Genomic DNA, 25,093 nt, shown 5'->3' with positions numbered 1-25,093 from the left:
TTAGCCCTCCGCATGCAGGTGGACAGTTTGCCCGCCCACGATGGTTCGCATCACCTTGCCAGCAAGCCGCGCGCCCTCAAAGGACGTATTGCGCGATCTCGACCGGATTTCGCGCTCGGAAACCTGCCAGGGGTAGTCGAGGTCGACCAAAATCAGGTCAGCTGGTGCGCCCTTGGCGATGCGGCCAGAAGGCAGGCCGAGGATTTCGGCAGGGCGAATGGTCATGGCGCGCAGGACGGTCAGGAGCTCCACATCGCCGGAATGAACCAGGCGCAAGGCGGCGGCCAGCAGCGTTTCGAGGCCGATGGCGCCGTCGGATGCTTCGGCGAAAGGCTGCCGCTTGACCTCGGTATCCTGCGGATCGTGATCGGAGTGGATGGTGTCGATGGTGCCGTTGCGCAGGCCCTCGATCACGGCCTGGCGGTCGTCTTCGGAGCGCAGGGGTGTACCGAGCTTGAAGAAGGTTCGGTAACGGCCGATGTCGTTCTCGTTGAGCGCGAGGTTGTTGATCGAAACCCCTGACGTAACGGAGCTGTTACGCTTTTTCGCCGTCGCCATCAGCTCAATCGAACTGGCGCAGGAGATCTGCGCGGCGTGGTATTTTGTTCCGGTGAGAGCCGCGAGTTGGAGATCGCGCGCCAAAGGAATGGTCTCCGCCTCGCGCGGAATGCCCTTGAGGCCCAATATGGTGGCAAACAGGCCTTCGTTCATCACGCCGTCGCCGCTCAGGCTCTTGTCACAGAGGTGGTGGACGACCGTCATGCCGTAATTGGCGGCATAGCTCATCACCGTGCGGAGCAGCGCGGTCGACTGGATCGAATGGCGACCATCGGTGAGGCAGACGGCGCCGGCCTCCTGCAGCAGGCCGAATTCGGTCATTTCCTGCCCGGCAAGGCCCTTGGTGATGGCACCGGCGGGCAGGACATTGACCTTGGACGTCGCCTTGGCCCGGCGGATCAGGAAATCCACCAGGGCACCGTCGTCTACCACTGGAACGGTATCGGGCATCATCACGAAGCTCGTGACGCCGCCGGCCGCGGCAGCGTCGCCGGCCGATTGCAGCGTTTCGCGATATTCCTTGCCCGGCTCGCCGGTAAACACGCGCATGTCGATCAGCCCCGGCGCCAGCACGAGACCCTTGGCATTGACGACCTCGGCGCCATCGGGAACGCCAACCGGTGCGCCTAGCGCGACTTCGGTGATGATGCCGTTTTCCACAAGCACAGCGCCCTGGCCGTCGCTGCCCGATGCCGGGTCGACGATGCGCGCATTCTCGATGAACAACGGGCGGGTCATGGCTCGTTCCTCGCGGGCAGCAGCGCATCGAGCACCGCCATGCGCACGGCGACACCCATTTCCACCTGGTCTGTGATGACCGAGGCCGGACCATCGGCAATCGCCGGGTCGATCTCGACGCCACGGTTCATCGGGCCGGGATGCATGACAATGGCGTCGGGCTTGGCAAAGCTGAGCTTTTCGGCATCGAGGCCGTAGAAGCGGTAGTATTCCCGGACGGATGGGATCATGCGGCCATTGGCGCGCTCATGCTGCAGGCGCAACATCATGACGACATCGACGTCCTTCAGACCCTCGCGCATGTCGGTGAAGACCTCGGTGGCCAGATGTTCGATGCCTGATGGCAGGAGATTGCGCGGGGCGATGACGCGGGTGCGGACGTTGAGCGCTCCCAGAAGCAGCAGATTCGAGCGGACGACGCGGGAATTGGCGATGTCGCCGCAGATGGCGACGGTGAGCCCGGAGATGCGGCCCTTGTGATTGCGGATGGTAAGCGCATCGAGCAGCGCCTGGGTAGGGTGCTCATGCGCCCCGTCTCCGGCATTGATGACGGCGCAGCCCACCTTCTGGCTCAGCAGTTCGACCGCACCGGCAGCCGAGTGGCGGACGACGATGACGTCCGGACGCATGGCATTGAGCGTGGCCGCGGTATCGACCAGGGTCTCGCCCTTGCTGACCGAACTGGTTTTGACCGACATGTTCATCACCAGCGCGCCGAGACGCTTTCCGGCGATCTCGAAAGACCCCTGCGTGCGGGTGGAGGGTTCAAAGAACAGGTTGATCTGGGTCTTGCCCGACAGCGTCGGATGGCTTTTCCGCTCCTGCCGGCTGACCGGAACCATGCGTTCGGCCCGGTCAAGGAGATCGATGATCTCATGCTGCTTGAGATCGGCGATCGAGAGCAGATGGCGCTGGTTGAAAGGAGGAAAATCGCCGGACGAGGCGGCAGATGACGTTGAGGCTGTGCTGGCGCGTGCTTGGGCCATGCGCTCCCATCCCTGATATTTGCTGCGGTCTAGCGGAGGGGGGCGCGGTCGGCAAGGCCAAAGGCGAGGAAATCAACGGCCGGATGAGCGGCCGTTGATGAGTTTGGTGACGTCAGGCTGCCTGGCTCCAGGAGCCGCTGGCATAGGCTTGGGCACAGAAATCGGCAAAGGCGTGCGGCTGGCGGCCGATGGCGCGCTGTACGCCGTCTCCCACCCAGGAATTGCGCCCGTCAAGGGTCTCGTCGGCAACCGTGCGCAGGAGATCCGCCCATTCCACGCCCAGCGCCTCGACCAGGCCCGCGTGGAACTCATCAAGCGTTACTGGCACATACTGATACGGCCGGCCGGTGGCGGCTGCCAGCAGCGCCGCCGCCTGGTGAAAGGTCAGCAGGTCAGGTCCGGTCACATCGTAAATCTGCCCATTGTGAACATCATCGAGCAGCGCGGCGGTGGCGACGTCGGCGATGTCGCCGGCATCCACAAAGGGCTCGGCACGGTCAGCGGCGGGCATGTAGAGGTGCCCTTCGAAAACCGAATCCAGCAGATGACCCTCGCTGAAATTCTGGTTAAACCAGGCCGCGCGAACCACGGTCCAGGCGAGGCCCGATGCGCGCACGACGTTCTCGGCCGCGATAGCCCCGATCTCGCCGCGGCCAGTGAGCAAGACCAGTTTGGTGAGCCCTGCCTCGCGCGCCGCCTCGACGAAGCGCTGCATGATGGGAAGTGCCTCCGGCGCCGCCAGATCGGGCACGAAGGAGACGAAGGCCGCCTTGGTCCCGGCGAGTGCCGCTGGCCATGTCGTTTCGTCCTGCCAGTCGAACCGAATGGCGGTACGCCGCGATACCCCGCGATGGGGAACAGCCAGGGCAGCAAGATTGGCGGCAACTCGGCTGCCGATCTTGCCGCTGCAGTTGATGACAAGAATTGGATGTTGGTGAGTCATGATTGGGCTCCAGCGATTGCGATCTCTGGAAGGTGCGCCGCAGGACCCGGATCATCAATGACAAGAACGCCTCTAAAATGTGCGGAACGTCCAATCATGTAGACGTTCAATACATAGTCAGGTTAGTTAGCGGCATGAGAGATCCGCATTTCCAGCCAGCACCATTGTCCGACCCCATCGGGGAGGTACTGCACATGCTGCGCCTGACCGGAACCCTCTACTGCCGCGCCGAGATGACGGCGCCCTGGGGGCTCATGTTCCCGCAACTCATCGACTCCATGATGTTCGTCATCGTGACCTCCGGGCATGGTTGGCTGCAGATGGGCAACGAGGCGCCGCAACTGGTCCAGCAGGGCGGCATGGTCCTTCTGCCGCACGGAACGCCCTACCAGCTACTCAGCGCACCCGACGTGGAAGCCGAGCCATTGTTCGATGTTCCCGTCGAAAAGGTCAGCGACCGCTACGAGATCATGCGGCATGGTGGCGGCGGAGCTGTAACGCGGGCAACAGCGGGCGTGGTGCAGTTCGACAGCGTCGCCGCCAAGCGCCTGGTATCGCTGCTGCCGCCCGTGCTGCGCATCGACGCCTGGGACAGCGATGACGGCAACTGGCTGCAGAGCACGCTGGGCCTGATCGCCCGCGAGGCCAGTGCCATGCGTCCGGGTGGTGAGACAGTCATAACGCGGCTCGCCGACATCCTGGTGATCCAGGCCATCCGCGCCTGGCTCGATACGGCACCGGAAGCCAATCTGGGCTGGCTCGCTGCGCTGCGCGACAGGCAGGTTGGCCGAGCCTTGGCATTGATCCATCGCCGGCCGGAACAGAATTGGAGCGTGATCGAGCTGGCGCGAGAGGCCGGCATGTCACGCTCCGCCTTTTCGGCGCGCTTCACCGAACTGGTGGGCCAGCCCGCGGCGCAGTATCTGGCGCAATGGCGACTGCATCTGGCGCGGGCGCAACTGCTCGAGACCCGGGACCCCGTTGGGGTTGTGGCGAGCCGGGCCGGCTACCAGTCCGAGGCGGCGTTTGGGCGGGCGTTCAAGCAGCTATTCGGCATTGCCCCGGGCGGCGTGCGCAAGCTAGCGGCGTAGCCGATCCAGCGCGCCCTGCAGGATATAGCTCGCTGCCAGCTTGTCGACGACCTCGGCACGGCGATCACGGCGAAGATCGGCTTCGATCATCATGCGGGTCACCGCTGACGTTGACAGCCGCTCATCCCAGAAAGCAATCGGCAGCGCCGTCTTCTGCGCCAGATTGCGGGCAAAGGCGCGAGTGGACTGGACGCGCGGGCCTTCCGAGCCATCCATGTTGAGCGGCAGGCCGAGGATGATCGCCGCAATCTGATTCTGCGCCACCAGTTCGAGAATGCGTTCGACATCCTGGGTGAACTTGATGCGCTTGATGGTTTCGAGTGGTGTCGCCGAATAGCGCATGCCATCGCTGATGGCGACGCCGATGGTCTTGGTGCCCAAGTCGAGCGCCATGATCCGGCCCGCGGCAGGGATGGATTCGAGCGGGTTGGCGAAATCGTCGGCGGGCTCGTCGGTCATGATTTCGTCCTATAGGCTGCGCGGCGGTTTGGCGACAGGAAAGCAGTTCATGAAACTCACTTGGTTCGGTGGCACGACAACCCGCATCCATGTCGGCGGGTCGATCCTTGTGATGGACCCCCAGGCCGCACCACAAGCGATCGACGCCGCGGAGCTGGTGTCGGGCGCGGACCGGGTGATTGCTGGGTTTGGCACCGACCTCGCGGGTGCCGATGGCAGCACCTGGAAACCGCGCAAGCCACCAAGACTCCTCGACGAGGGCGACGGGCTGCCGACTGTGGATGCCTGGTGTGTCGGGGCAGAGGCGGTTCTGGTGGACGTGATCGGCGAGTCACCCTTGCTGCTGGTCAGGGGCGACGTTCCGCCGCTGGGACGCTGGGTGGAGAGTGCTGTCGTCGTGTTGTTTGGGCACGGCGAAAGGCTGACTGAGCTTGGCGTTGCCGTGCTCGACAACATCCCGCCGCGGCTGCTGGCACTGGCCGGAGACGAGGTGGCGGTCGATATTGCCATCACCGCGCTACGCGACCGCCTCGAGGGCACTGGCCTGGTGTCGCTCGAGGCCGGGCTGGCATTGGAAATCTGATGCGCTGCATCAGCCATTTTCATTGTCTTTTCCGCCGTGCGGTTGCTAATAACGGCGCAAATCGAGCTGCTGTTACCTGGAGTTTGTCATGTCCGTCGACGCCGCAACCGTAAAGCGCATCGGGCGCCTGGCGCGTATCCGCATCGAAGAAAGCGAAGTAGCGGGTTACCAGACGGAGCTCAACGCCATCCTCGGCTTCGTCGAACAACTGGGCGAGGTCAATGTCGACGGCGTCGAGCCGATGACCTCGGTAACCCCGATGACATTGCGCCGCCGCGACGATGTGATCAGCGATGGAGGCTATGCCGAAAAGATCGTCAGCAATGCACCGCTGACCGAAGACAACTTCTTCATGGTCCCCAAGGTGGTCGAGTAAATGGCGGTCACCATCGCCATCGAAACGCCGCTGCAGGACGATGTGCGTGGCCTCGTCGCCAAGCTGAACGATCATCTGCTGCCGCTGTCGCCGATCGAGTTCCAGTTCAAGATGACCGTCGAGCAGATGGCCGAGGCCCACACCACCCTGTTCGTCGCACGGGACGACGATGGCAGGGCCGTCGGCATGGGGGCTCTCAAGGTTCATTCTGCTGAGCTGGGCGAGGTCAAGCGCATGTTTACGGACCCGGAAGTGCGCGGCCAGCGCATCGGCTCGGCGCTGCTCCAGGCCATCGTCAACCTGGCTCGTGAGAAGGGCCTGCCCACGCTGATGCTGGAAACCGGCACCGGGCCCGGCATGGCTGAGGCCCATCGGCTTTACACCCGTAGCGGCTTCGTTACGCGTGGCCCGTTCCTCGACTATCCCGATAGCGAATGGTCGGCATTCTTTGAGCTGCCGCTCAAGCAGGAAGTGCCGGCATGAGGACGGCGCCGGCGACCGCGATACTGCTGCTGGCTACCGGCTCGGTAGCAGCCGACGACATCTATGACGCCGTGTTTGTGTCCGATCCTGCGGCCTGCGAGCGGGCTGGCGAAGCGGATTTCGGGCAGGTGCTGTTCGACCTGCAGGCTACCGTACTGATCCCGCGCCACGGCATTTGGTCGGGCGGCGAGCTGGTCTGCACCATGCGCAATATCGATTCCGACCTGTCGCCCATTGCCGATACGCCTGCGGACATCGAACTCTATGCCACGGCGCGTTGCCATGGCTATGATCTCGATTTCATCGACCAGGTGGTCGTGTCCGGTTTCGCCCAGGGTATCAATGCTGCCAATGGCGATGACGGTATCGACCATCCGGCCGGCGAGAAGGTTCAGCTCTATTCCATGCGCGCAGACCTGCGCGCACCAGACGTTCCTGACTACGACAAATATGCCGGCATCTATAGCAGATGCGACGGGCTGACCCTGGAGGATGTCGCATGGCCAGAGTGATTTCCGCATTGTTGGTATTGGGCGTGAGCCTGACGGGTGCCATGGCGCAAGAGGCCATGGTCATCGACCAGACCAAGCTCTACGTCACCGACCCTAAGGCTTGCCAGGCCATCGAGAAGCAAGGCGTCGATGCCTTCATGGAGATGGATTTCCTCAGCATGACCTTTGAGGGCGGCATCCAGTCGATGGAATTTCACTGCAATTTCTACGACATCAAGAAGCGGCCGAATTCGCCGCTGCTTTTTGTGGATGCCGTCTGCGAGCTGCCCGGCGAACTCTACCCCGATACCATCGCCATCGCGCCCTACGACGATACCTCCATCCAGCTGGTCTCCAGCGCCGACACCACCTTGGCAATGCTGGGCAATACGGAAACCGAGACCAGCTCCGAGACCCCGGCCGGCACCACCATCTATCACCGCTGCGACAATCTAAGCGAGATACCCTTTTGACTGACCTGACCAAACTCAGCCTCGCCGATGCCCGCAAGGGCTTGAAGGCCAAGAGCTTCACCGCCACCGAGCTGACCGGCGCATATCTGTCGGCCATTGAGAAGGCCAATCCCGCGCTCAACGCGTATGTTGCCGTTACGCCGGACCAGGCGCTCGACATGGCCAGGGCTAGCGACGAAAAGCTCGGCAAGGGGCAGGGCGGGGCGCTGGAAGGCATTCCGCTGGGCATTAAGGACCTGTTTGGCACCAAGGGTGTCCATACCCAGGCGGCGAGCCACATCCTCGACGGGTTCAAGCCGGAATATGAATCGACCGTCACGAGCAATCTCTGGCGCGATGGCGCAGTCATGCTGGGCAAACTCAACATGGACGAGTTCGCCATGGGCTCGTCCAACGAGACGAGCTATTACGGCCCCGTCATCAGCCCGTTCCGCGCCCAGGGCAGCAATGCCAATCTGGTGCCAGGCGGCTCGTCGGGCGGTTCGGCCGCCGCCGTGGCAGCTTGGCTCTGCGCCGGCGCCACCGCCACCGATACCGGCGGCTCGATCCGCCAGCCGGCCGCCTTCACCGGCACGGTCGGCATCAAGCCGACCTATGGCCGCTGCTCGCGCTGGGGCGTGGTGGCATTCGCCTCCTCGCTCGACCAGGCCGGCCCGATCGCCCGTACGGTGGAAGATGCCGCCCTGCTGATGACGTCGATGTCGGGGTTCGATCCCAAGGATTCGACCAGTGTCGATTTCGCCGTGCCGGACTTTGCCGCTGCCGTCGAACGCGGTGTGAAGGGCCTAACCATTGGCGTGCCGCGGGAATACCGCATGGACGGCATGCCAGCCGAGATCGAAAAGCTCTGGGCCCAGGGCCTCGAATGGCTCAAGGCCGAGGGTGCTACGGTCAAGGACATCAGCCTGCCGCACACGAAATACGCCCTGCCGGCCTATTACATCGTGGCGCCGGCGGAGGCCTCGTCCAACCTCGCGCGCTATGACGGCGTCAAGTACGGCCTGCGTGTATCGGGCAAGGACATCACCGACATGTACGAGCTCACCCGCGCCGCCGGTTTCGGCCGCGAAGTGAAGCGCCGCATCATGATCGGCACCTACGTGCTGTCGGCGGGCTACTTCGACGCCTATTACGTCAAGGCGCAGAAGATCCGCACGCTGATCAAGAAGGATTTCGAGGACGCCTTCAATGCCGGCGTGGACGCCATCCTGACCCCGGCGACTCCTTCGGCTGCATTCGGCGTCGGCGACGAGGCCCTGGCTGCCGATCCCGTCGCCATGTATCTCAACGACGTCTTCACCGTTACGGTGAACATGGCCGGCCTTCCAGGCATCGCCGTTCCCGCCGGCAAGGACGGGGCAGGGCTGCCGCTCGGCCTCCAGCTGATCGGCAAGCCGTTCGACGAGGAAACGCTGTTCGCGGCGGCTCGCGTGATCGAAAAGGCTGCTGGTGGCGACTTTGCGCCTAAGGCGTGGTGGTAGGAAGTGACCATGCCGGAGCAAATCTCTGATCTAGAGAGCTTCGCGACGGCGCTTGGAGACTATATTGGAACACTTGAGTGCATTACCGGCCAGCTGGTGGAACCACCTGCTGCAGGAGTAAGCCTGCCGGCGGAGTATCGCTGGGAGGTTGTCGTAAATACCAGGTACCTGCTGGAGGAACCTAGTTCGACCTTCTCCAAGGTGGAGCAAGAGGCCATCATTGCGTTCGTAGCAGTTGTTGAAAAGGTGCCCGCCGATGCGCCTGAACTGACAAGTTGGGAATGGAAGAAGGCGCGACTTGCCGCGGGTAAATTGCTGCCAGTGCTGCGGTCCCGCCAGTTGGAACTGCCCGCGTCCCGTTAGCCTCGATTACCAAGACCAGCCAGCGCCACTTGATCGTGGCGCCGATCCGCCTTATTTGCCCGCAATGCACAAATTGAAATTGGTTGTGACGTCGCCGCGCGTGGCGTCCGGGCCGACAAGGGTTTCACCGATGGCCGCTGACATCTTCACCTCGCTGGACTGGTCCGAGCCCCCCAAGGATATGAGCAAGCCGCTGCAGGCGCTCTGGTGGCTCAAGAAGGGCGGCCTGCGTGTCGGTCCCGAATGGGAGCAGGCGCATAATATTGTCCAGGCGATGGAAGGCGTGCAGGCATTCGACTGGGTGCATGCGCTGATGCACTGGATCGAAGCCGACATGGGCAATGCCGACTACTGGTACCGCCGGGCTGGCAAGCGTAGGGCGACGGCCAGCGTCGGCGCCGAGTGGGAACACATCGCCGCCGCGCTGAGTGAGGTTACCAAGCACTAGGTGACTCCCTCTTGACCTCTCCCTTTGGGGGAGAGGTCGGCGCGTAGCGCCGGGTGAGGGGGCCTTTACTGGGTCAGGTGCTTGTCGAAGGCCCCTCACCCGACCCAAGAGGGTCGACCTCTCCCCCCAAGGGAGGGGTGAACAAGCTACCGGTTGTCATACTCGCTGCGCACGAGCTCCAGCCCGCGCTTGGTAATCCGATAGGGTTGGCCGCCCGAACTCTTGATGGCCTTCTTGGCCTTGAGCTTCCTGAACAGCACCAGGCTGCAATTGCTCATCAGCCAGCCGTCGCGGTTGAAGAATTCGAGCCCGGTCACCTTGCCGGCACTATCCTTGAGCAGCGCAATACGGCCACCCTGCGCGAGGGCATGCAGCACCCGCTGTTCGTCGCGTGAAATATCCATTGGAAGTCTGTCGCCTTGGGCGGGGTTGAACCCGCGAACAAACGATATCGGCCGCCGGCATCACGCGCGGCGATCGACTGGTTCATTCATGCCCCGTCGCCGTAGGACGGGGCTTCAGGCGGTTTCAGACTGACTAGACATCTGGGTTTGATAGCGCCGAGTGTGCAGAATGCGCAAGACAGGCGGTTGAAATCGCGGGCAGGGCGGTGCAAACCAGCAACAGCAAACGTGACTGGAACCTGCCGTGACTGCTTCAAAATCACCCGACGCCTGCCAGACCAAGGATGACGTCCGCGCCGAGATCGACCGTATCGATCATGCGCTGCTGACCCTGTTTGCCGAGCGTCACCGCTATGTGACGCGCATGGCCCAGATCAAGACCGACCCGCATGAGGCGCGCGACCCGGCCCGCATCGAGGCTGTGATCGCCAAGGTCCGCGACCGCAGTTTGGCTCTTGATCTTGACGAGGATCAGGCCGAACTTGTCTGGCGGACCCTGATCGACTGGAACATCAACTACGAGAAGGGCATCATCGCGGCGCGCCGCCGCGGCTAGGCCCACTGCGGGCCAGGAGGTCAGCATGGCAGGCATTTCCATTCGCAAGGCCGAGACCGCAGATGCCCGCCGGCTGGCCGACATTGCCTATCGCGCCTGGGAGAGCGGTATCTATCCGCTGCTGACCGACCAGCCTGGCATCAAGCAGGCAGAGCAACGCCGCCTGGCACAGGCCGTCGCCGAGACTCTGAGCCGCATCATCGTGGCCGAAGTGGACGGTATCGTCGTCGCTTGGTGTTCACGTTCGGCGCGTCGCGCCTATATCCCCTACCTCTTCGTCATGCCCGAATTGCAGGGCCATGGCCTGGGTTCGATGCTGCTGCGGCGCATGGAATCGATGCTCGAACTCGAGGGCGCCGATCGTGTGCATCTGGAGACGCCGGCAGACAATGTGCGGGCCGTCCGCTTCTACGAAAAGCAGGGCTACCGCATCCTGGCGCTGCGGCCCGACGGGCGAGCGGCCCACGAGCCGTTCATGAGCGTGCATCTCGAAAAGCGCCTGCTGCCCTTTGAGGGCGAGATCGAAGAAGATTAGTGGCCCGAATATTAGTCCGCAGAGCGCGTGCCGATGAAGGCAGGCTACTTGGCGCCTTGGGGTTTGCATCCTGGGCGGCGAGCGAATTTGCCACCAACGATGCTGGCCGGGCTGACCGGGCGGCTCTACTGGCGGAATTCGAGAAATTTCCTGCCGAAGCGCCCCATGCGATTCTCGTCATAGAAGTGGATGGCGAACCTGCCGGCTGGGGTGCACGAGAACATGGCGATCATGTCATCTCGGACCTTTGGATAGCGCCGCAATTTCGGGGTATTGGCCTTGGAGGTAACTTGCTGACGGCGCTTGAGGCAGAAATCGCAGCCATGGGACTGCCCGATGCCGAACTTGAAACATTAGCCACCAACTACAAAGCCATTCGCTTTTACGAAAGACACGGATTTCGTGTCGTCTGGCGCGGTGAAAAGTTTTCCAGTCCGCTTGGTTATGCCATAGACAAGGTCAGAATGAACAAGAGCCTGAGCCTATGACCCTCATCGACACGCGCACCCCCAATCCCAAGAGCTTCATCCATGGCTCAACCGGCGACTGGGAGGTCATCATCGGCATGGAGGTGCATGCCCAGGTGACCAGTGAGAGCAAGCTGTTCTCGGGGTCCTCGACGGAATTCGGCAATCCGCCCAATTCGAACGTGTCCTTCGTCGACGCGGCCATGCCAGGCATGCTGCCCGTCATCAATGAGGAATGTGTCCGCCAGGCCGTCCGCACCGGGCTTGGCCTCAAGGCGCAGATCAACAAGCGCAGCGTGTTCGATCGCAAAAACTACTTCTATCCCGACCTGCCGCAGGGCTACCAGATCAGCCAGTTCAAGGATCCCATCGTCGGCGAGGGCAAGGTGTTGCTCGACATGCCCGAGGGGCAGATCGAGATCGGCATCGAGCGCTTGCACCTCGAACAGGACGCCGGCAAGTCGATCCACGACCAGCATCCCAACATGAGCTTCGTCGACCTCAACCGTTCCGGCGTGGCGCTGATGGAAATCGTTTCGAAGCCCGACCTTCGCTCGTCCGAGGAAGCCAAGGAATATCTGGGCAAGCTCCGTACCATCCTGCGCTATCTGGGCACGTGCGACGGCAATATGGAGCAGGGCTCCATGCGCGCCGACGTCAACGTTTCGGTGCGCCGCCCAGGCGGCGAGTTCGGCACGCGCTGCGAGATCAAGAACGTGAACTCGATCCGCTTTGCCGGCCAGGCCATCGAGTTCGAGGCCCGTCGCCAGATCGACATCCTTGAGGACGGCGGCGTGATCGACCAGGAAACCCGTCTCTACGACCCCAAGACTGGGGAGACGCGGTCCATGCGGTCCAAGGAAGAGGCGCATGACTATCGCTACTTCCCCGACCCCGACCTGCTGCCGCTCGAATTCGACGAGAAATTCATCAGCAATCTCGCAGCAAGCTTGCCGGAGCTGCCTGACGAGAAGAAGGCGCGTTTCGTCAGCGACTATGGCGTGACGGCCTATGACGCCATGGTGCTCACCCTCGACCGCGAAACAGCCGACTATTACGAGAGCTGCGTTGCCTTCGGCGGCACTAAGCGGGACGGCAAGGCCGTGGCCAACCTGCTCAATGCTGACGTCGCCGCCTATGCCAACAGCCAGGGCCTGGCGGTTTGGGAAACCCACCTGAAGCCGAGCCAGATCGCAGGCATTGTCGACCTGGTCGCCGCAGGCACCATTTCGTCCAAGGGCGCCAAGGACTTGCTGCAGGTCATCATCGCCGAGGAGCCCGAGGGCGAACCGGCCGAGATCGTCGAACGCCGCGGCATGAAGCAGGTGACCGACATGGGCGCCATCGAGGCGATCGTCGATGAGATCATCGCTGCCAATCCCGACCAGGTGGCCAAGGTGCTGGCCAAGCCGACCATGATCGGCTGGTTCGTCGGCCAGGCCATGAAGGCATCCGGCGGCAAGGCAAATCCGCAGGCGCTCAACGACCTGATGAAAAAGAAGCTCGGGATCGAGTAGTCCGGCGCCCTACAGCTTTCCCACCGCCATTTCGGCGCGGATCTGAGGGTCCGCGTCGAGGAATGCCTCCTCCGGCTCGGCGCCAACAGCATCGAAGTAGCGGCTCATGAAGTTGCGGAAGGCGGCCGCCATGGCGATGTCGGCAATGTTGAGGTCGGACAGCCCCACCGCCCGCAGTCGATCAATATCAGCCCGGGTGATCTTGGACGCATCGCGCGTAATCTGCTCGGCATAGGCCAGCATTTCCACCTGCTGCTCGCTCAGGCCAGCCGTGCGATAGTCTCGCTGCACGGCGAGCGCCTGATCGCGACCGATCATCCCTGACAGCGTGCGGAAATAGACGTGCGAGCAGTAGCTCGACGGCACATGCTTTGCTGCCACCAGCGTGATGAGCCGGAAGTTGAGAAGTCCCAGCGAGAAGCCATCGCGCATCTGGTGCAGTAGATGTTCTACCGGCACGATCATGTCGGGCCGGGCCGACCAGCATTGTGTCGCCTGCATCACCCGACCCATGGCGGATATTTCGGCCTGGTAGAGTTCGGCGACCTCGCCGGTGGCCTCCTCAGGCTCGATCGTCTTGATGAACATTGCGCTCCCCCGCTGGCTGACCTAGCCAGCATAACGCAACCTCCCGTGCCGCCAAGCCTATGGATTGGGATCGTTGCTGGGTTCGGGCGGCAGGTTGGGATCTACCGGTTCCTTTTCGCCCTGGCGCAGTGGCGAAGTATGGGGGCGCTCGGCGTCGCCGGTGGGCAGGGCTGCAGGCATCGGTGGCACGGGCTCGGGCGGGGCCGCCTTGTTCTTTTCGGTGTCAGGCCTGTCGACCATGGTTCAGCTCCGTGTCGGCGGTTGATCCGTGCCGGGACCCGGTACCGGCGCGGGTTGGCCGGGTGTCGGATCTTCGATCGGCTCTGGGGTATCGGGCAGTTCTGGCGTCGACGGCGGCACGGGGTCGACGGGCTGGGGCTGAGCTGGCTCCGGCTGCGGCACGATTTCCGGGACCGGTCGCGGATCGATATCGGGCCTGGGCTGGTTTGGGTATTGGTTCATGAGACGCTCCTTTAGGTGGGGAACGTCTCGTCACCGTCTCTGTTCCTCAGGCCGCAACGGGGGGCCGGCGCCCAACCAGCCGACCGTCCATGAAGATCAGGCCGATAAAAATCACGCCGATGCCGAGGATGTGGGCCACTTCAAATCGCTCATGCAGCACCAGAACGCCCAACAGGATAGCCGAGATTGGCGTGATGAAGGTGTTAAGCGAGATGTTGGTTGGCCCGACGCGCGGCAGCAGCCAATAGACCAGCAGGAAGCTGAAGCTTGTCGAGAAGGCGGCGATCCCGAACAGGGCGCCCCAGGTTTCGGCCCGGGTAATCACGGGAACGCCACTGAAGAATAGCGCGATCGGCACCATGACCAGCGCGGCCGCTGTCAGGGAGCAGGTGGCTACGGCTGACGAATCGATATGCCTGAACCGGCGTGCGTAGTTGAGCGTGAGGGCATAGCACAGGGTTGCTCCCAGTGCCGCGACCAGTCCCAGCACTTGGGCAGACGCTCCCTGGCCCAGTGAAGGTAGGGCGAGGATGAAGGCTCCAACGAAGCCGATGACCACACCGATCACCTTGTTCCACGTCGCCTTTTCACCGCCGGGCCAGAGTTGTGAAACGATCACGGTGCTCATGGGGGTCAAACCATTGATGACCCCTACGATCGAACTGGCGACGGTCTGTTCGGCAAAGGGAAAAAGCGAGAAGGGGATTGCGTAGTTGAGAATGCCCAAAACCACCAATTGCGCATAAATGCTCCAGTCATTGGGCAAGGTCTTTCGCATGGCCAGGAAATATATCCAGCAGATTGCTGCACCAATGCTGACCCGCCCCGCTGACACCCAAAGCGGGCTGATCTCGCGGATCAGGATGGCGTTGAACAGAAAGGAGCAGCCCCAAACCGCGCCGAGCAGGACGATGAGTAGCCAGTAGCGCAAGGGCATGGTGCTTCCCCTGTATGGAATGATGTCAGACGGCGGCGCGGCGCCAGATTTTGCCGATGCGACCGTCGATAAAAAGGAGGCCAATGAAAATCACCAGCATGCCGGCGATCTGGATCGGCAGGATGGTTTCGCCCAGCACTGTGACGCCCAGGATCAACGCCGAGATCGGCGCGATAAAAGTCGTGGTCGCAAAGTTGGTGGCGCCGACCCGCGGCAGGATCCGGTACATGATCTGGAACGTGAAGGCTGTCGAAAGCAGGCCGATCGCAACCGCCGCGCCCCAGGTTTCAGGCCGGGTCATGACGGGGATGCCTTCGGCAAGGAAGGCGATCGGCACAGCGACTAAGGCCGCCCCGGTCAGCGCGATGGAAGCAAATGCGGTCGGCTCCACATGTTTGTAGTTCCGCGTAATGTTCAGTGTCACGGCGTAGCAGAGCGTGGCGCCCAGGCATGCTGCCACGGCCCAGAGTTGCGAATTGCCACCCGACGCCAATGCCGGGGACACCAGCAGAGCAGCGCCGGCAAAGCCAATCGCAACCCCGGTGAACTTGGTCCGCGTCGCCCTTTCGCCGCCAATCCAGAAATGTGAGATAACGGCAGTCACCATTGGCGTAAGGGCATTGATGATCGCGGCAACGCCACTCGCCAGGTGCGCCTGGGCCAGCGGAAACAGCGCGAATGGGATGGCATAGGCCACTACGCCCAGAAGCCCCAGTTGCAGCCAGAGCGCAGACTCGCGCGGTATCGGCTTGCGCAGCGCCAACATGGCCAGCCAGCATCCCAATGCGCCTATCGATACCCGGAAGCTGGTGACCCAGAGCGGACCAATCTCGCGGATCAGGACGGCATTGAAGACGAATGAGCAACCCCAGATGCCGCCCAGCAGGACGATCCAGAACCAATCACGCAAGGACATGCGATTCCCCTTTGTGCCCAGACGCTACGCCCGTGCGGAACAAAGGTCGAACCGATTTTGACGATGGTATCGATCAAATCGCGTGATGGTTCCGGCTAGCCTGGAAAGCGGATCTCGCCGCGGACCACCATGGCAAGCGCCCGCGGGTAGGTCTTATGTTCCTCCACCAGGATCCGCTCCGCCAGGGTGTCGGCGGTGTCGCCCAATTCGACCGGTACACGCGCCTGTAGGATAGTGGGGCCATCGTCCAGGTCGGGGATGACCCAATGCACCGTGCAGCCGCTTTCGACGTCTCCGGCGTCCAGCGCCTGCTGCTGTGGCTTCAGGCCCTTGTGAAGGGGCAGCAGGGAAGGGTGGATATTGAGCATCCGACCCACCCACTTCTGCGCAAACCCGGCAGAAAAGATGCGCATGAAGCCGGCCAGGCAGACGTAATCCACGTTCCACCCGGCCAGGGTTTCGTCGATGACCGCATCGAACGCTTCGCGGCTGGCAAAATCCTTGTGCGAGACGGCGGCGGTGGGAATTCCGTGGTCTCGGGCAAAGTCGAGACCGGGAGCGTCGAGCTTGTTGGAGAATACGCCCACGATCTCCGCCGGATAGTCCGGCGCCTCTGCTGCATCGATCAGCGCAGCCATGTTGGATCCACGTCCGGAAATGAGAATGGCGACGCGTTTCCGACTCATGGGTTGGGCTCCGAGGCTGGATCGTAACAGGCAAATTCCTCGGCGGTTGGCCGCTCGATCGTCGCCCAGTACGTGCGAAGGTCGTCGAGGGTCAGGGGTGGCGTTTCCCGGCCCCGCGCCGAGGTGCGTTGATGCAAAATCTCGGGCAACGCGTCGAGAAAATGCAGTTCGACGGCGGCGCCGAGGGCACGGGCACCCTCGCGGAGCAGATCGCGCTCGGCACGCGCCCATGTACCCCATTCGATAATGGCCACGCCACCGAGGCGCAGCAGGTCCTGCGCTTGCTGCCACTGCAGCTTTTCGATGCGATCACGCGCAGTGGTGTCCCAAAGATCGATGCCCAGCGCGTCCATCCAGTCGTCCGGAGAAAAGATGACGCCGTGATGCCGCGCTGACAGAAGCTTGGCCAGCGTTGTCTTGCCTGTCCCCGGTAGACCACTGATGATGATCAGGCGGCCGTTCCCGGCCATTCAGAGCGCCAACCGGCCCTGGAATGTTACAGAATCCCCGGTGCGGGCAGTAAGATTGCCGACCACCGAAGCGATCTCGCCCGCCGCATTGAGGTGCTCCACTAGCCGCTGCGCATCATCGGGCGCCACCGCGACCAACATCCCGACGCCGCAGTTGAAGGTGCGCAGCATCTCGCGCTCGTTCATGCCGCCGACTTGGCTCAGCCAGCCGAAGACCTTGGGCACGGTGACGGCGTCGAGATCGACATGGGCTGCGAGGTGGTCGGGCAGCACACGCGGAATATTGTCGATAAAGCCGCCGCCGGTGATGTGTGCCAGCGCCTTGATGCCGATGCCGGCCTTGAGCGCCGACAGCAACGGCTTCACATAGATGCGCGTCGGCGTCAGGAGTGCTTCCGACAGCGACTGGCCGGGGGCAAAAGGGGCATCGGCAGTCCAGGCCAGGCCGCTCAGCTCGACGATCTTGCGAACAAGCGAATAGCCGTTGGAATGCACGCCCGATGAGGCAATCGCCACCAGCGTGTCGCCCTCGGCGATATCGGCGCGGGGCAGCAGGGAACCGCGCTCGGCTGCGCCCACCGCAAAGCCGGCAAGATCGTAATCGTTGCCGTGATACATGCCCGGCATCTCGGCGGTCTCACCGCCGATCAGGGCGCAGCCAGCAATGCGGCAACCTTCGGCAATGCCGGTGACAATTGCAGTACCCTGTTCGACATCGAGCTTCCCGGTGGCGAAGTAGTCCAGGAAGAAGAGCGGCTCGGCACCCTGGACGATGATATCGTTGACGCACATGGCGACCAGGTCCTGCCCGATCGTGCCGTGGTTGCCGGTATCGATGGCAATCTTGAGCTTGGTACCAACGCCGTCATTGGCCGCCACCAGCACCGGATCCGTGAAGCCGGCCGCCCGGAGATCAAACAGCCCGCCAAAGCCACCGATCTCGCCGTCGGCGCCGGGGCGTCGGGTAGACCGCACGGCCGGCTTGATGGCCTCGACCAGGGCATTTCCGGCATCGATGTCGACGCCCGCCTGCTTGTATGACAGACCGTTTGATGTCAGGTTTTGCGGATCGGACATTGGCCTCAATACCGTGTGGGGAAAGCGTGCGCAAAGCCGTTACCGGAAGACCAAGGCGGTTGCCAATTCCGGAGCCGGAAGCTAGACGGCCTGATAGCTTCTCCACCACATCGACGCAAGGGCTGCCCGGCACCATGACACTGCGAAATCAAGTGCTGATCTGGGTGGCTTTCCTCGTGGTGCTGGTGGTGCTGCTCTGGCTGTTCCGCGGCATCCTGCTGCCCTTCGTGGTCGGCGCGGCGCTTGCCTATCTGCTCAATCCGCTCGTCAATCAGTTGCAGACGTGGCGCTTCAGCCGCGGCTGGGCAACGGCCGTGGTGCTGCTCAGCGTGATCACCATCGTGGTCAGCCTGTTCTTCATGTTCGTGCCGTTGATCGGGCAACAGATCATCGGGCTGATCCAGCGCATGCCCGGCTATGTTTCCGATCTGCAGGGCCTCGCCATCCGCTGGTCTCCCGAAATCAACGAGTGGCTCGGGCCCGAACGAGCCGCCCAGCTCGAAGCAACCATCAGCGACATGGCCAGCCAGGCCTTGGGCTTCATCGCGACTCTACCGGCAGAGCTGGTCAATATCGGCCTCACCGGCGCCGGCGTCATCGGCTTCACCCTGCTGACCCCGGTCGTAGCCTTCTATCTGCTGCTGGATTGGGAGGGGATGGTCCGGGGAATGCAGGGCCTTCTGCCGCGCGACTCGCGGACCGAGATCAACCAGATCCTAAACGACATCGACAAGTCCATGGCCGGCGTCATTCGCGGGCAGGGGGGGGTGCTGCTGATCGATGCCGCCTTCTACGCGACGGCACTGAGCCTGGTCGGCCTCAATTTCGGCCTCGCGGTGGGCCTCATTGCCGGTTTGCTCAGCTTCATCCCGTTCGTCGGCTTCGTGTTCGGGTTTGTGCTGTCGGTCGGTATCGCCATCGTGCAGTTCTGGCCCAACTACTGGATGGTCGTGGGTGTGTGCGCCATTTTTCTGGGCTGGCAATTCGTCGAGGGCAACATCCTCTATCCGAAGCTGGTGGGCGGCTCGATCAACATCAACCCGGTATGGCTGATGTTCGCCCTGTTGGCGTTCGGCGCCCTGTTCGGATTTGTCGGCCTGCTCCTGGCAGTGCCGCTGGCCGCCATCGTTGGGGTGCTGGTGCGCTATGGCGTGGCCAAGTACAAAGCCAGCACCCTTTATCTCGGGCAGAATGGTGGCCCCGGTGACGCTTCCAGCCAATCCTGACCAGCCCAAGGGGCAGTTGACACTGGAGTTGGGTCATACCCCTGCACAGGGAGAGGCCGATTTCCTGGTGGGCGAGGGCAATGCACTTGCCCACGGGCGCATCATGGCGTTTCCTCACTGGCCAGATCCGGTAACGCTGGTCACCGGTCCCGCCAAATCCGGCAAGTCCCATCTGGCTCGCATCTTCGCTGACCGCAGCGGCGCCCGCTTCGCCGGCATTGACGACCTGGAGTTCCTGGCGACCGAAGGGGGCACGCTGCCGGTTATCGTCGAGGATGTCGATCGGTTGGACTATGACGAGGCGGGCCTTTTCCATCTGCTCAATCAATCCATGCGACAACAGCGGCCGCTCTTGCTGACGGCCCGGGAAGACGTTGCGAATTGGCCGCTGGCGACCGATGATGTGCGCTCGCGGGTCCGACGGGCAACCGCGTATGCGTTGGAACTGACGGACGACATTCAATTGTCACAGATGTTCGTGAAACTGTTCGGGGATCGCCAGATCAGGGTCGATCCCAAAATCATCGGCTATCTGGTGGCGCGCATGGAGCGCTCCGCTGAAGAAGTCGTGACTCTGGCTGACCTCATGGACCGCCTCGCGCTGGCCAAGGGGACGGCCATCACGCGCAGTATTGCGGCTGACGCGCTCAACCGGCGCCGCCTCGCACGCGGCGATGCAAGCCTGGAACAGGATTGGGACACCCAAGACGATGAATGAAATGAGCGAGTTCGCCGAAGCCGATGTTTCGGTCCCCGATGTCGAAGCGCTGCGCAAGAGCCCGGCACGCTTCGTCAATCGCGAGGTGAGCTGGCTTCAGTTCAACATGCGCGTGCTCGAGGAAGCCGGCAATTCAAACCATCCGCTGCTCGAGCGGCTGCGTTTTGTTTCGATCTCGGCCAACAACCTCGACGAATTCTACATGGTCCGCGTCGCGGGCCTCAAGGGCCAGCTGCGCGCCGGGCTGTCCAAGCAGAGCGCGGACGGCCTGACACCCGCCGAGCAGATGGAAGAAATTGCCACGCTGGCCCAGCACCTGCAACTCGAACAGCAGGATCATTGGCAGAGCCTGCGCGAGGAACTGTTTGCGCAGAACGTCGTGATCCACGAGGCCGATGACCTGACGCAGGACCAGGTGAACTACCTGCAAAAGCTGTTCCGCGAAGAAATCTTCCCGGTACTGACGCCGATCGCGGTCGATCCTGCCCATCCGTTCCCGTTCATTCCCAACCTGGGCCTGGCGCTGGCTTTTGAGCTGAAGCGTCCCGACAATGACCTGCCGCTCACCGCCCTGGTGCGTATTCCCGGCAATCTGGATCGCTTCATCAACCTGCCGACCGGGCTGGTGTCGGAGGGACGCAGCGAGGTCGTGACCATCGATACGCTGGTCAAGCTCTTCTTCCACAAGATGTTTCCGGGCCACGAAGTGGTCGGTTCCGGGGCCTTCCGCATCATCCGCGACAGCGAAATCGAAATCGACGACGAAGCCGCCGACCTGGTGGTGGAATTTGAGACTGCCCTTCGGCAGCGCCGCCGCGGGCAAGTGATCCGGCTCGAGATCGAAAGTTCGATGCCGCGGGCGCTCAAGCGCCAGATCGGCGAGCAGCTCGGCGTAAAAGAGGGCGACGTCTTCGAGGTCCAGGGCTTCCTTGGACTCGCCGATGCCCGCAAGATTTGCGACATCGAGCGACCCGATCTCAAGTTCACCCCTTACCATGCTCGTTTTCCCGAGCGCATTCGCGACTATAATGGCGACAGTTTTGCCGCCATCCGCGCCAAGGACATCCTGGTGCACCACCCGTTCGAGAGCTTTGACGTGGTGGCGCAGTTCCTGATGCAGGCAGCGCGCGATCCGGACGTCGTGGCCATCAAACAGACGCTCTACCGCACCTCTGCCGACAGCCCGATCATCAAGGCCCTGGTCCTGGCAGCCGAGGCCGGCAAGTCCGTGACGTGCCTGGTCGAGCTTAAGGCGCGTTTCGACGAGGAGGCCAATATCCGCTGGGCCCGCGACCTCGAACGGGCCGGCGCGCAGGTGGTGTTCGGCTTCATCGAGCTCAAGACCCACGCCAAGCTCAGCCAGGTGGTGCGACGCGAAAAGGGCAAGCTGGTAAGCTACTGCCACATCGGCACCGGCAACTACCACCCGATCACCGCCAAGATCTATACCGATCTCAGCTACTTCACGATCGATCCCTCGATCACCCGTGATGTCGCGCGCGTGTTCAACTTCATCACCGGATATGCCCGGCCGACGGAACTGGAGACCATCGCAGTGTCCCCGGTGAACCTGCGGCAGACATTGCTGGACAACATCGCCGCGGAGATGGATTTCGCGAGCAACGGTCAGCCGGCCAGCATCCTGCTCAAGATGAACTCGCTGGTCGACCCGCAGGTCATCGACGCTCTGTACGACGCGAGCCAAGCGGGCGTGAAGATCGATCTCATCGTCCGGGGCATTTGCTGCCTGCGGCCGGGCATTCCGGGATTTTCTGAGAACATCCGGGTGAAGTCGGTCGTTGGGCGCTTCCTAGAGCACTCCCGGATCTATTGCTTTGGCAATGGCGAAAGCATGCCCAACCCACGGGCCAAGGTCTATATTTCCTCTGCCGACCTGATGGGCCGGAACCTGGATGGTCGCGTCGAGGTTATGGTGCCGATTCTCAACAAGACCGTGCATAAGCAAATCCTCGATCGCATCCTGGTTGCGTATCTGCGTGACAACCAGCAGAGCTGGGAGGTATTGCCGGACGGCAGTTCGCACCGTGTGCGCAGTGGTGAGGGGGAAGAGCCCTTCAATGCGCATAACTACTTCATGACCAATCCGTCGTTGTCGGGACGCGGTAGCGCCGGCAGCGATGGCGAAGAGGGCCTGGCTTGAATCAATTCTGGGGCGTCGATGCCGATCCGACTGCGCAGGGCCGCATCAAGGGCGCCAAGCCGGTGGCCGTGCTGGATATCGGGTCCAATTCCGTGCGTCTGGTCGTCTATGAGCGCCATGCCCGCGCCCTGACGCCACTCTACAATGAAAAGTCTGCCTGCGCCCTAGGTCGCGGCGTAGGCCGCACGGGTCGGCTTGCCGATGCCAATGTGGCTCAGGCCCTCGATGCGATAAAGCGCTTTGCCTTGGTTGCCCGCATGATGCGCGTCGGCAAGGTGTGGGTGCTGGCAACTTCGGCCGTTCGCGACGCCGCCAACCGGCAGGAATTCGTGGATGCCGTCGAGGCGCTGATGGACAGCAAGGTCCAGGTGCTGACCGGTGAGCAGGAGGCCCACTATGCGGCGCTGGGCGCAGTCGCCGGCATGCCTGGCTTCGCTGGCGTCGTCGGTGACCTGGGGGGTGGTAGTCTGGAGCTGTCCAAAATAACCGAAGGCAGCGACACCGACGGCGCGTCTTTTGAGATCGGCGTTATCCGGCTGCAGGACGACGGCAATGGCTCGCCTGTGCGGGCCGCGGCCATCGTGCGTGAACGGCTGCTCCAGTCGTCACTGGGCGGGTTGGGGAAGGGTGCCTCCTTCGCCGCGATCGGCGGCACGTGGCGCTCCCTCGCCAAGCTGCACCAGATCGTGCGTAACTACCCGCTCCACATGGTGCAGCACTACATCGTGCCCGCCGCCGACATGATCGCCTTCTGCCAGGACATTGTGGGAGCGGGCTCGCTCAAGGGCTACGAGGGCGCCGAGCATGTCAGTTCGTCCCGCCGCGAACTTGTACCGTTCGGTGCTGCCGTCATGGCCGAGGTCCTCAAGGCCGGCCAGTTCGCCGATGTGGCATTTTCCGCGCTCGGTGTTCGGGAAGGCTATCTCTACGGACTGCTCGACAAGCGTGAGCAGGCCATCGACCCCCTCATCCAGGGCGCCGAGGAACTGTCGGTGCTGCGCTCACGCTCACCGGCCCATGCCAGCGACCTGGTCGAGTTCAGCGGTCAGTTCCTAGATGTCACGGGCACCCCGGAAACGGCCGAGCAGGCACGGCTTCGCACTGTCGCCTGCCTCCTGGCCGATATTGGCTGGCGCGCCCATCCAGACTATCGCGGCCCGCAAAGCGTCGATGCCGTGGCCTATAGCTCGCTGAGCGGTGTCGACCATCCCGGCCGGGCGTTTCTCGCCCAGACCATCGCGGTGCGCTACGACGGTCTCAAGAGCAAGGCGGCCGCACCGCTTGCCGGACTAGGTACACCGGAAATGACGGCACGCGCTCGATTGATCGGCGCCCTGTTCCGCGTTGCCTACCCGATGACGGCCGCGATGCCGGGTATCCTTCCACGCATTCGCTTCGAGGTCGCAGACGGGACGCTGTCGCTCTGTCTCCCCACCGATCTGGCTTTCCTCGACGGCGAACATCTACGCGGCCGCCTGGAGCAACTTGCCGGCGTGGCGAGCTTTAAGACGTCCTCGGTTCGGATCGAATAGCTACTCGGCCAGTGTGGCATCCTTGACGGCAAATTCGAGCACGCCTTTGCGGGTGGCCACCAAGCCAATGCGGCCATGCTTGATATCGAGCGCCTTGTCCCCGAAGAGCTTGCGGCGCCAACCCTTGAGGGCAGGGACGTCCGCCTCGTCGTCGAGCACCAGGGCGTCGATATCGTCGGATGTCGCCAGGATTCGTGCAGCGACACCGTGTTGTTCGGCAACTGACTTGAGCAAGACGCGAATGAGATCGCCCACCGCTCCCTTGGGCGACGGACCGCGATAGCGCTCCGGCATAGTGGGCAAATCGCTCTTGCCCATGGCCTCGACATCCTTCAGCAGCGCCATGATCTCGCCGGCGGCCGAGCTGCGTCCAAAGCCACGGGGCACGGCACGAAGTTTTTCGAACGCGTCCGGCGTCAACGGACGCTGCATAGCCAGCTCGAACAGCACGTCATCCTTGAGCACGCGGCTGCGGGGCTGGTCGCCGTCCTGTGCGCGCTTTTCCCGCCATGCGGCCAGCTTCATCAGTGCCGCCAGGTCGCGTGGCCGGTTGATCTTCATCTTGAGCCGTTCCCACGCCTGTTCAGGCTGGATGACGTAGGTGTCGATACTGCGCAGCACACCGAGCTCGTCTTCCACCCAGTCCCAGCGCCGTGTAGCGTCAACCTGCTTGCGCAGCTCGCGATAGATGTCGCGCAGGTGGGTCACGTCAGCGAGCGCGTAGAGGCGCTGCTTTTCGCTGAGTGGTCTTGCCGACCAATCGGTGAAGCGGGAAGATTTGTCGAGCTCCACATTGGTGATGGATCGAACGAGGTTGTCGTAGGATACGCTGTCGCCAAATCCGCAGACGCTCGCGGCAATCTGCGTGTCGAAGATATTGACCGGGACTTTTCCCGTGAGCTTGACGAAGATTTCGATGTCCTGCCTCGCGGCATGGAACACCTTGGTGACGCCTGGATTGGCCAGCAGTTGGAAAAAGGGGGTCAGGTCCAGCTCGCTTGCCAGCGGATCGATCAGAACCGCTTCATCATCGGTAGCAGCCTGGATCAGGCAGAGTTTTGGCCAATAGGTCGTCTCGCGAAGAAATTCGGTATCGACTGTCACAAAATCGAACTTCGCAGCGCGCTCGCAGAAAGCAGCGAGCACATCTGTGGAAACTATGAGGTCCATACCGGCGTCCGTCTAAAATTCGTCACGATCTTTCCTAGCAGGTGCGCGGGGCCCACTCCATACCGGATTTGTCCAGCAGTTGGGCAGGGTTAGCGTAGCGGACCCGGCCCCAGTTCCGAGGGTGGCTGTTCAACTTGACAAGCGGGGGCTCCCATGCGCTTTTCCCGCCCAAGATTCAGGCCTTTCCCAGAGTTCCGA

The 25,093-nt window shown here is 62.6% G+C and carries 31 protein-coding genes; 17 read left to right on the top strand and 14 right to left on the bottom strand.

Annotation, left to right across the window (positions count from 1 at the left end):
• The 3 genes from pyrC to JI749_RS11740 all read right to left on the bottom strand — a co-directional run bounded on the left by pyrC (position 1) and on the right by JI749_RS11740 (position 3,225).
• Positions 1-1,296, bottom strand: a complete 1,296-nt coding sequence (gene pyrC / locus JI749_RS11750; protein ID WP_201653913.1) for a dihydroorotase — start codon at positions 1,294-1,296, stop codon at positions 1-3.
• On the bottom strand, positions 1,293-2,282 hold the full coding sequence (locus tag JI749_RS11745) for an aspartate carbamoyltransferase catalytic subunit (protein ID WP_201653910.1): 990 nt from the start codon (positions 2,280-2,282) through the stop codon (positions 1,293-1,295). The genes pyrC and JI749_RS11745 overlap by 4 nt, the downstream gene beginning before the upstream one ends.
• Before the next feature lie 112 nt (positions 2,283-2,394).
• Complete coding sequence (locus JI749_RS11740; protein WP_201653907.1) at positions 2,395-3,225, bottom strand: Rossmann-fold NAD(P)-binding domain-containing protein; 831 nt, start codon at positions 3,223-3,225, stop codon at positions 2,395-2,397.
• A 134-nt stretch (positions 3,226-3,359) separates the two neighbouring features.
• On the opposite strand from JI749_RS11740, the gene JI749_RS11735 reads away from it, so the two are divergent.
• Positions 3,360-4,316 carry an AraC family transcriptional regulator gene (locus JI749_RS11735; RefSeq protein WP_201653903.1) on the top strand — a complete coding sequence of 319 codons (957 nt, stop codon included), beginning with the start codon at positions 3,360-3,362 and terminating at the stop codon, positions 4,314-4,316.
• On the opposite strand, the gene ruvX is transcribed toward JI749_RS11735, so the two are convergent.
• A complete protein-coding gene (ruvX, locus tag JI749_RS11730) occupies positions 4,305-4,775 on the bottom strand; it encodes a Holliday junction resolvase RuvX (RefSeq protein ID WP_201653900.1) in 471 nt (156 codons plus the stop codon). The two genes, JI749_RS11735 and ruvX, sit on opposite strands and share 12 nt — an antisense overlap.
• Positions 4,776-4,824: 49 nt before the next feature.
• Here ruvX and JI749_RS11725 point away from each other — a divergent pair, with 49 nt between their 5' ends.
• The 8 genes from JI749_RS11725 to JI749_RS11690 all read left to right on the top strand — a co-directional run bounded on the left by JI749_RS11725 (position 4,825) and on the right by JI749_RS11690 (position 9,473).
• The gene (locus JI749_RS11725; RefSeq protein WP_201653897.1) at positions 4,825-5,358 is read left to right on the top strand and encodes a hypothetical protein; all 534 of its coding nucleotides are present in this window, start codon (positions 4,825-4,827) and stop codon (positions 5,356-5,358) included.
• Between the two features lie 88 nt (positions 5,359-5,446).
• The gene (gene gatC / locus JI749_RS11720; protein WP_201653894.1) at positions 5,447-5,734 is read left to right on the top strand and encodes an Asp-tRNA(Asn)/Glu-tRNA(Gln) amidotransferase subunit GatC; all 288 of its coding nucleotides are present in this window, start codon (positions 5,447-5,449) and stop codon (positions 5,732-5,734) included.
• Positions 5,735-6,217 (top strand): GNAT family N-acetyltransferase, encoded by a 483-nt coding sequence (locus JI749_RS11715; protein WP_201653891.1) that lies wholly within the window; start codon positions 5,735-5,737, stop codon positions 6,215-6,217.
• Positions 6,214-6,729 carry a hypothetical protein gene (locus tag JI749_RS11710; RefSeq protein ID WP_201653888.1) on the top strand — a complete coding sequence of 172 codons (516 nt, stop codon included), beginning with the start codon at positions 6,214-6,216 and terminating at the stop codon, positions 6,727-6,729. Before JI749_RS11715 ends, JI749_RS11710 begins: the two co-directional genes overlap by 4 nt.
• On the top strand, positions 6,717-7,181 hold the full coding sequence (locus JI749_RS11705; protein WP_201653886.1) for a hypothetical protein: 465 nt from the start codon (positions 6,717-6,719) through the stop codon (positions 7,179-7,181). Before JI749_RS11710 ends, JI749_RS11705 begins: the two co-directional genes overlap by 13 nt.
• Complete coding sequence (gene gatA, locus JI749_RS11700; protein ID WP_201653883.1) at positions 7,178-8,662, top strand: Asp-tRNA(Asn)/Glu-tRNA(Gln) amidotransferase subunit GatA; 1,485 nt, start codon at positions 7,178-7,180, stop codon at positions 8,660-8,662. Before JI749_RS11705 ends, gatA begins: the two co-directional genes overlap by 4 nt.
• Before the next feature lie 9 nt (positions 8,663-8,671).
• A complete protein-coding gene (locus tag JI749_RS11695; RefSeq protein ID WP_201653880.1) occupies positions 8,672-9,025 on the top strand; it encodes a hypothetical protein in 354 nt (117 codons plus the stop codon).
• Positions 9,026-9,155: 130 nt separating this feature from the next.
• Positions 9,156-9,473 carry a hypothetical protein gene (locus JI749_RS11690; protein WP_201653877.1) on the top strand — a complete coding sequence of 106 codons (318 nt, stop codon included), beginning with the start codon at positions 9,156-9,158 and terminating at the stop codon, positions 9,471-9,473.
• 146 nt (positions 9,474-9,619) lie between these two features.
• Here the strand turns inward: JI749_RS11690 and JI749_RS11685 are convergent, their stop codons facing one another.
• Positions 9,620-9,877: a YjhX family toxin gene (locus tag JI749_RS11685; protein ID WP_201653874.1), complete on the bottom strand. Its 258-nt coding sequence runs from the start codon at positions 9,875-9,877 to the stop codon at positions 9,620-9,622.
• Positions 9,878-10,121: 244 nt separating this feature from the next.
• Here JI749_RS11685 and JI749_RS11680 point away from each other — a divergent pair, with 244 nt between their 5' ends.
• Genes JI749_RS11680 through gatB form a run of 4 tightly spaced genes read left to right on the top strand, consistent with a single transcriptional unit; the run spans position 10,122 to position 12,952 of the window.
• Entirely contained in the window at positions 10,122-10,433 is a 312-nt protein-coding gene (locus tag JI749_RS11680) for a chorismate mutase (protein ID WP_201653871.1), read from the top strand.
• 25 nt (positions 10,434-10,458) lie between these two features.
• Positions 10,459-10,968, top strand: coding sequence for a GNAT family N-acetyltransferase (locus JI749_RS11675; protein WP_201653868.1), 510 nt, complete (start codon positions 10,459-10,461; stop codon positions 10,966-10,968).
• 56 nt (positions 10,969-11,024) lie between these two features.
• Positions 11,025-11,456: a GNAT family N-acetyltransferase gene (locus JI749_RS11670; RefSeq protein WP_201653864.1), complete on the top strand. Its 432-nt coding sequence runs from the start codon at positions 11,025-11,027 to the stop codon at positions 11,454-11,456.
• Complete coding sequence (gene gatB, locus JI749_RS11665; RefSeq protein ID WP_201653861.1) at positions 11,453-12,952, top strand: Asp-tRNA(Asn)/Glu-tRNA(Gln) amidotransferase subunit GatB; 1,500 nt, start codon at positions 11,453-11,455, stop codon at positions 12,950-12,952. Before JI749_RS11670 ends, gatB begins: the two co-directional genes overlap by 4 nt.
• A gap of 9 nt (positions 12,953-12,961) precedes the next feature.
• Here the strand turns inward: gatB and JI749_RS11660 are convergent, their stop codons facing one another.
• The 8 genes from JI749_RS11660 to purM form a co-directional block, all read right to left on the bottom strand.
• A complete protein-coding gene (locus JI749_RS11660) occupies positions 12,962-13,540 on the bottom strand; it encodes a carboxymuconolactone decarboxylase family protein (protein WP_201653858.1) in 579 nt (192 codons plus the stop codon).
• A 57-nt stretch (positions 13,541-13,597) separates the two neighbouring features.
• Positions 13,598-13,780, bottom strand: coding sequence for a hypothetical protein (locus JI749_RS11655; protein ID WP_201653855.1), 183 nt, complete (start codon positions 13,778-13,780; stop codon positions 13,598-13,600).
• Positions 13,781-13,783: 3 nt separating this feature from the next.
• Positions 13,784-14,002 carry a hypothetical protein gene (locus JI749_RS11650; RefSeq protein ID WP_201653852.1) on the bottom strand — a complete coding sequence of 73 codons (219 nt, stop codon included), beginning with the start codon at positions 14,000-14,002 and terminating at the stop codon, positions 13,784-13,786.
• Positions 14,003-14,048: 46 nt separating this feature from the next.
• Positions 14,049-14,939, bottom strand: coding sequence for a DMT family transporter (locus tag JI749_RS11645; RefSeq protein ID WP_201653849.1), 891 nt, complete (start codon positions 14,937-14,939; stop codon positions 14,049-14,051).
• A 25-nt stretch (positions 14,940-14,964) separates the two neighbouring features.
• Complete coding sequence (locus tag JI749_RS11640; RefSeq protein ID WP_201653846.1) at positions 14,965-15,855, bottom strand: DMT family transporter; 891 nt, start codon at positions 15,853-15,855, stop codon at positions 14,965-14,967.
• A 95-nt stretch (positions 15,856-15,950) separates the two neighbouring features.
• Positions 15,951-16,541: a phosphoribosylglycinamide formyltransferase gene (purN, locus tag JI749_RS11635; RefSeq protein WP_201653843.1), complete on the bottom strand. Its 591-nt coding sequence runs from the start codon at positions 16,539-16,541 to the stop codon at positions 15,951-15,953.
• Positions 16,538-17,011, bottom strand: coding sequence for an AAA family ATPase (locus tag JI749_RS11630; RefSeq protein ID WP_201653840.1), 474 nt, complete (start codon positions 17,009-17,011; stop codon positions 16,538-16,540). Before JI749_RS11630 ends, purN begins: the two co-directional genes overlap by 4 nt.
• Positions 17,012-18,088: a phosphoribosylformylglycinamidine cyclo-ligase gene (gene purM, locus JI749_RS11625; protein WP_201653837.1), complete on the bottom strand. Its 1,077-nt coding sequence runs from the start codon at positions 18,086-18,088 to the stop codon at positions 17,012-17,014.
• A 134-nt stretch (positions 18,089-18,222) separates the two neighbouring features.
• On the opposite strand from purM, the gene JI749_RS11620 reads away from it, so the two are divergent.
• The 4 genes from JI749_RS11620 to JI749_RS11605 are packed head-to-tail and all read left to right on the top strand — an operon-like array spanning position 18,223 to position 23,725.
• The gene (locus JI749_RS11620; protein ID WP_201653834.1) at positions 18,223-19,314 is read left to right on the top strand and encodes an AI-2E family transporter; all 1,092 of its coding nucleotides are present in this window, start codon (positions 18,223-18,225) and stop codon (positions 19,312-19,314) included.
• A complete protein-coding gene (locus JI749_RS11615; protein WP_201653831.1) occupies positions 19,292-20,032 on the top strand; it encodes a P-loop NTPase family protein in 741 nt (246 codons plus the stop codon). The genes JI749_RS11620 and JI749_RS11615 overlap by 23 nt, the downstream gene beginning before the upstream one ends.
• Positions 20,025-22,193 (top strand): RNA degradosome polyphosphate kinase, encoded by a 2,169-nt coding sequence (locus tag JI749_RS11610; RefSeq protein ID WP_201653828.1) that lies wholly within the window; start codon positions 20,025-20,027, stop codon positions 22,191-22,193. The genes JI749_RS11615 and JI749_RS11610 overlap by 8 nt, the downstream gene beginning before the upstream one ends.
• A complete protein-coding gene (locus tag JI749_RS11605) occupies positions 22,190-23,725 on the top strand; it encodes a Ppx/GppA phosphatase family protein (RefSeq protein WP_201653825.1) in 1,536 nt (511 codons plus the stop codon). Before JI749_RS11610 ends, JI749_RS11605 begins: the two co-directional genes overlap by 4 nt.
• Here JI749_RS11605 and rnd read toward each other — a convergent pair whose 3' ends face one another.
• The gene (gene rnd, locus JI749_RS11600; RefSeq protein ID WP_201653822.1) at positions 23,726-24,895 is read right to left on the bottom strand and encodes a ribonuclease D; all 1,170 of its coding nucleotides are present in this window, start codon (positions 24,893-24,895) and stop codon (positions 23,726-23,728) included.
• Between the last annotated feature and the right edge of the window lie 198 nt (positions 24,896-25,093).

The sequence above is a fragment of the Devosia oryziradicis genome, assembly GCF_016698645.1.
Lineage (GTDB): Bacteria > Pseudomonadota > Alphaproteobacteria > Rhizobiales > Devosiaceae > Devosia > Devosia oryziradicis.
Note: the sequence above shows the minus strand (reverse complement) of the source record. Positions and strands in the feature narration are given on the sequence as shown.

Coding starts and splice junctions, on each gene's coding strand:
- pyrC (WP_201653913.1), bottom strand. CDS start 1,296: ATGACCCGCCCGTTGTTCATCGAGAATGCGCGCATCGTCGACCCGGCA.
- JI749_RS11745 (WP_201653910.1), bottom strand. CDS start 2,282: ATGGCCCAAGCACGCGCCAGCACAGCCTCAACGTCATCTGCCGCCTCG.
- JI749_RS11740 (WP_201653907.1), bottom strand. CDS start 3,225: ATGACTCACCAACATCCAATTCTTGTCATCAACTGCAGCGGCAAGATC.
- JI749_RS11735 (WP_201653903.1), top strand. CDS start 3,360: ATGAGAGATCCGCATTTCCAGCCAGCACCATTGTCCGACCCCATCGGG.
- ruvX (WP_201653900.1), bottom strand. CDS start 4,775: ATGACCGACGAGCCCGCCGACGATTTCGCCAACCCGCTCGAATCCATC.
- JI749_RS11725 (WP_201653897.1), top strand. CDS start 4,825: ATGAAACTCACTTGGTTCGGTGGCACGACAACCCGCATCCATGTCGGC.
- gatC (WP_201653894.1), top strand. CDS start 5,447: ATGTCCGTCGACGCCGCAACCGTAAAGCGCATCGGGCGCCTGGCGCGT.
- JI749_RS11715 (WP_201653891.1), top strand. CDS start 5,735: ATGGCGGTCACCATCGCCATCGAAACGCCGCTGCAGGACGATGTGCGT.
- JI749_RS11710 (WP_201653888.1), top strand. CDS start 6,214: ATGAGGACGGCGCCGGCGACCGCGATACTGCTGCTGGCTACCGGCTCG.
- JI749_RS11705 (WP_201653886.1), top strand. CDS start 6,717: ATGGCCAGAGTGATTTCCGCATTGTTGGTATTGGGCGTGAGCCTGACG.
- JI749_RS11695 (WP_201653880.1), top strand. CDS start 8,672: ATGCCGGAGCAAATCTCTGATCTAGAGAGCTTCGCGACGGCGCTTGGA.
- JI749_RS11690 (WP_201653877.1), top strand. CDS start 9,156: ATGGCCGCTGACATCTTCACCTCGCTGGACTGGTCCGAGCCCCCCAAG.
- JI749_RS11685 (WP_201653874.1), bottom strand. CDS start 9,877: ATGGATATTTCACGCGACGAACAGCGGGTGCTGCATGCCCTCGCGCAG.
- JI749_RS11675 (WP_201653868.1), top strand. CDS start 10,459: ATGGCAGGCATTTCCATTCGCAAGGCCGAGACCGCAGATGCCCGCCGG.
- gatB (WP_201653861.1), top strand. CDS start 11,453: ATGACCCTCATCGACACGCGCACCCCCAATCCCAAGAGCTTCATCCAT.
- JI749_RS11660 (WP_201653858.1), bottom strand. CDS start 13,540: ATGTTCATCAAGACGATCGAGCCTGAGGAGGCCACCGGCGAGGTCGCC.
- JI749_RS11655 (WP_201653855.1), bottom strand. CDS start 13,780: ATGGTCGACAGGCCTGACACCGAAAAGAACAAGGCGGCCCCGCCCGAG.
- JI749_RS11650 (WP_201653852.1), bottom strand. CDS start 14,002: ATGAACCAATACCCAAACCAGCCCAGGCCCGATATCGATCCGCGACCG.
- JI749_RS11645 (WP_201653849.1), bottom strand. CDS start 14,939: ATGCCCTTGCGCTACTGGCTACTCATCGTCCTGCTCGGCGCGGTTTGG.
- JI749_RS11640 (WP_201653846.1), bottom strand. CDS start 15,855: ATGTCCTTGCGTGATTGGTTCTGGATCGTCCTGCTGGGCGGCATCTGG.
- purN (WP_201653843.1), bottom strand. CDS start 16,541: ATGAGTCGGAAACGCGTCGCCATTCTCATTTCCGGACGTGGATCCAAC.
- JI749_RS11630 (WP_201653840.1), bottom strand. CDS start 17,011: ATGGCCGGGAACGGCCGCCTGATCATCATCAGTGGTCTACCGGGGACA.
- purM (WP_201653837.1), bottom strand. CDS start 18,088: ATGTCCGATCCGCAAAACCTGACATCAAACGGTCTGTCATACAAGCAG.
- JI749_RS11620 (WP_201653834.1), top strand. CDS start 18,223: ATGACACTGCGAAATCAAGTGCTGATCTGGGTGGCTTTCCTCGTGGTG.
- JI749_RS11610 (WP_201653828.1), top strand. CDS start 20,025: ATGAATGAAATGAGCGAGTTCGCCGAAGCCGATGTTTCGGTCCCCGAT.
- rnd (WP_201653822.1), bottom strand. CDS start 24,895: ATGGACCTCATAGTTTCCACAGATGTGCTCGCTGCTTTCTGCGAGCGC.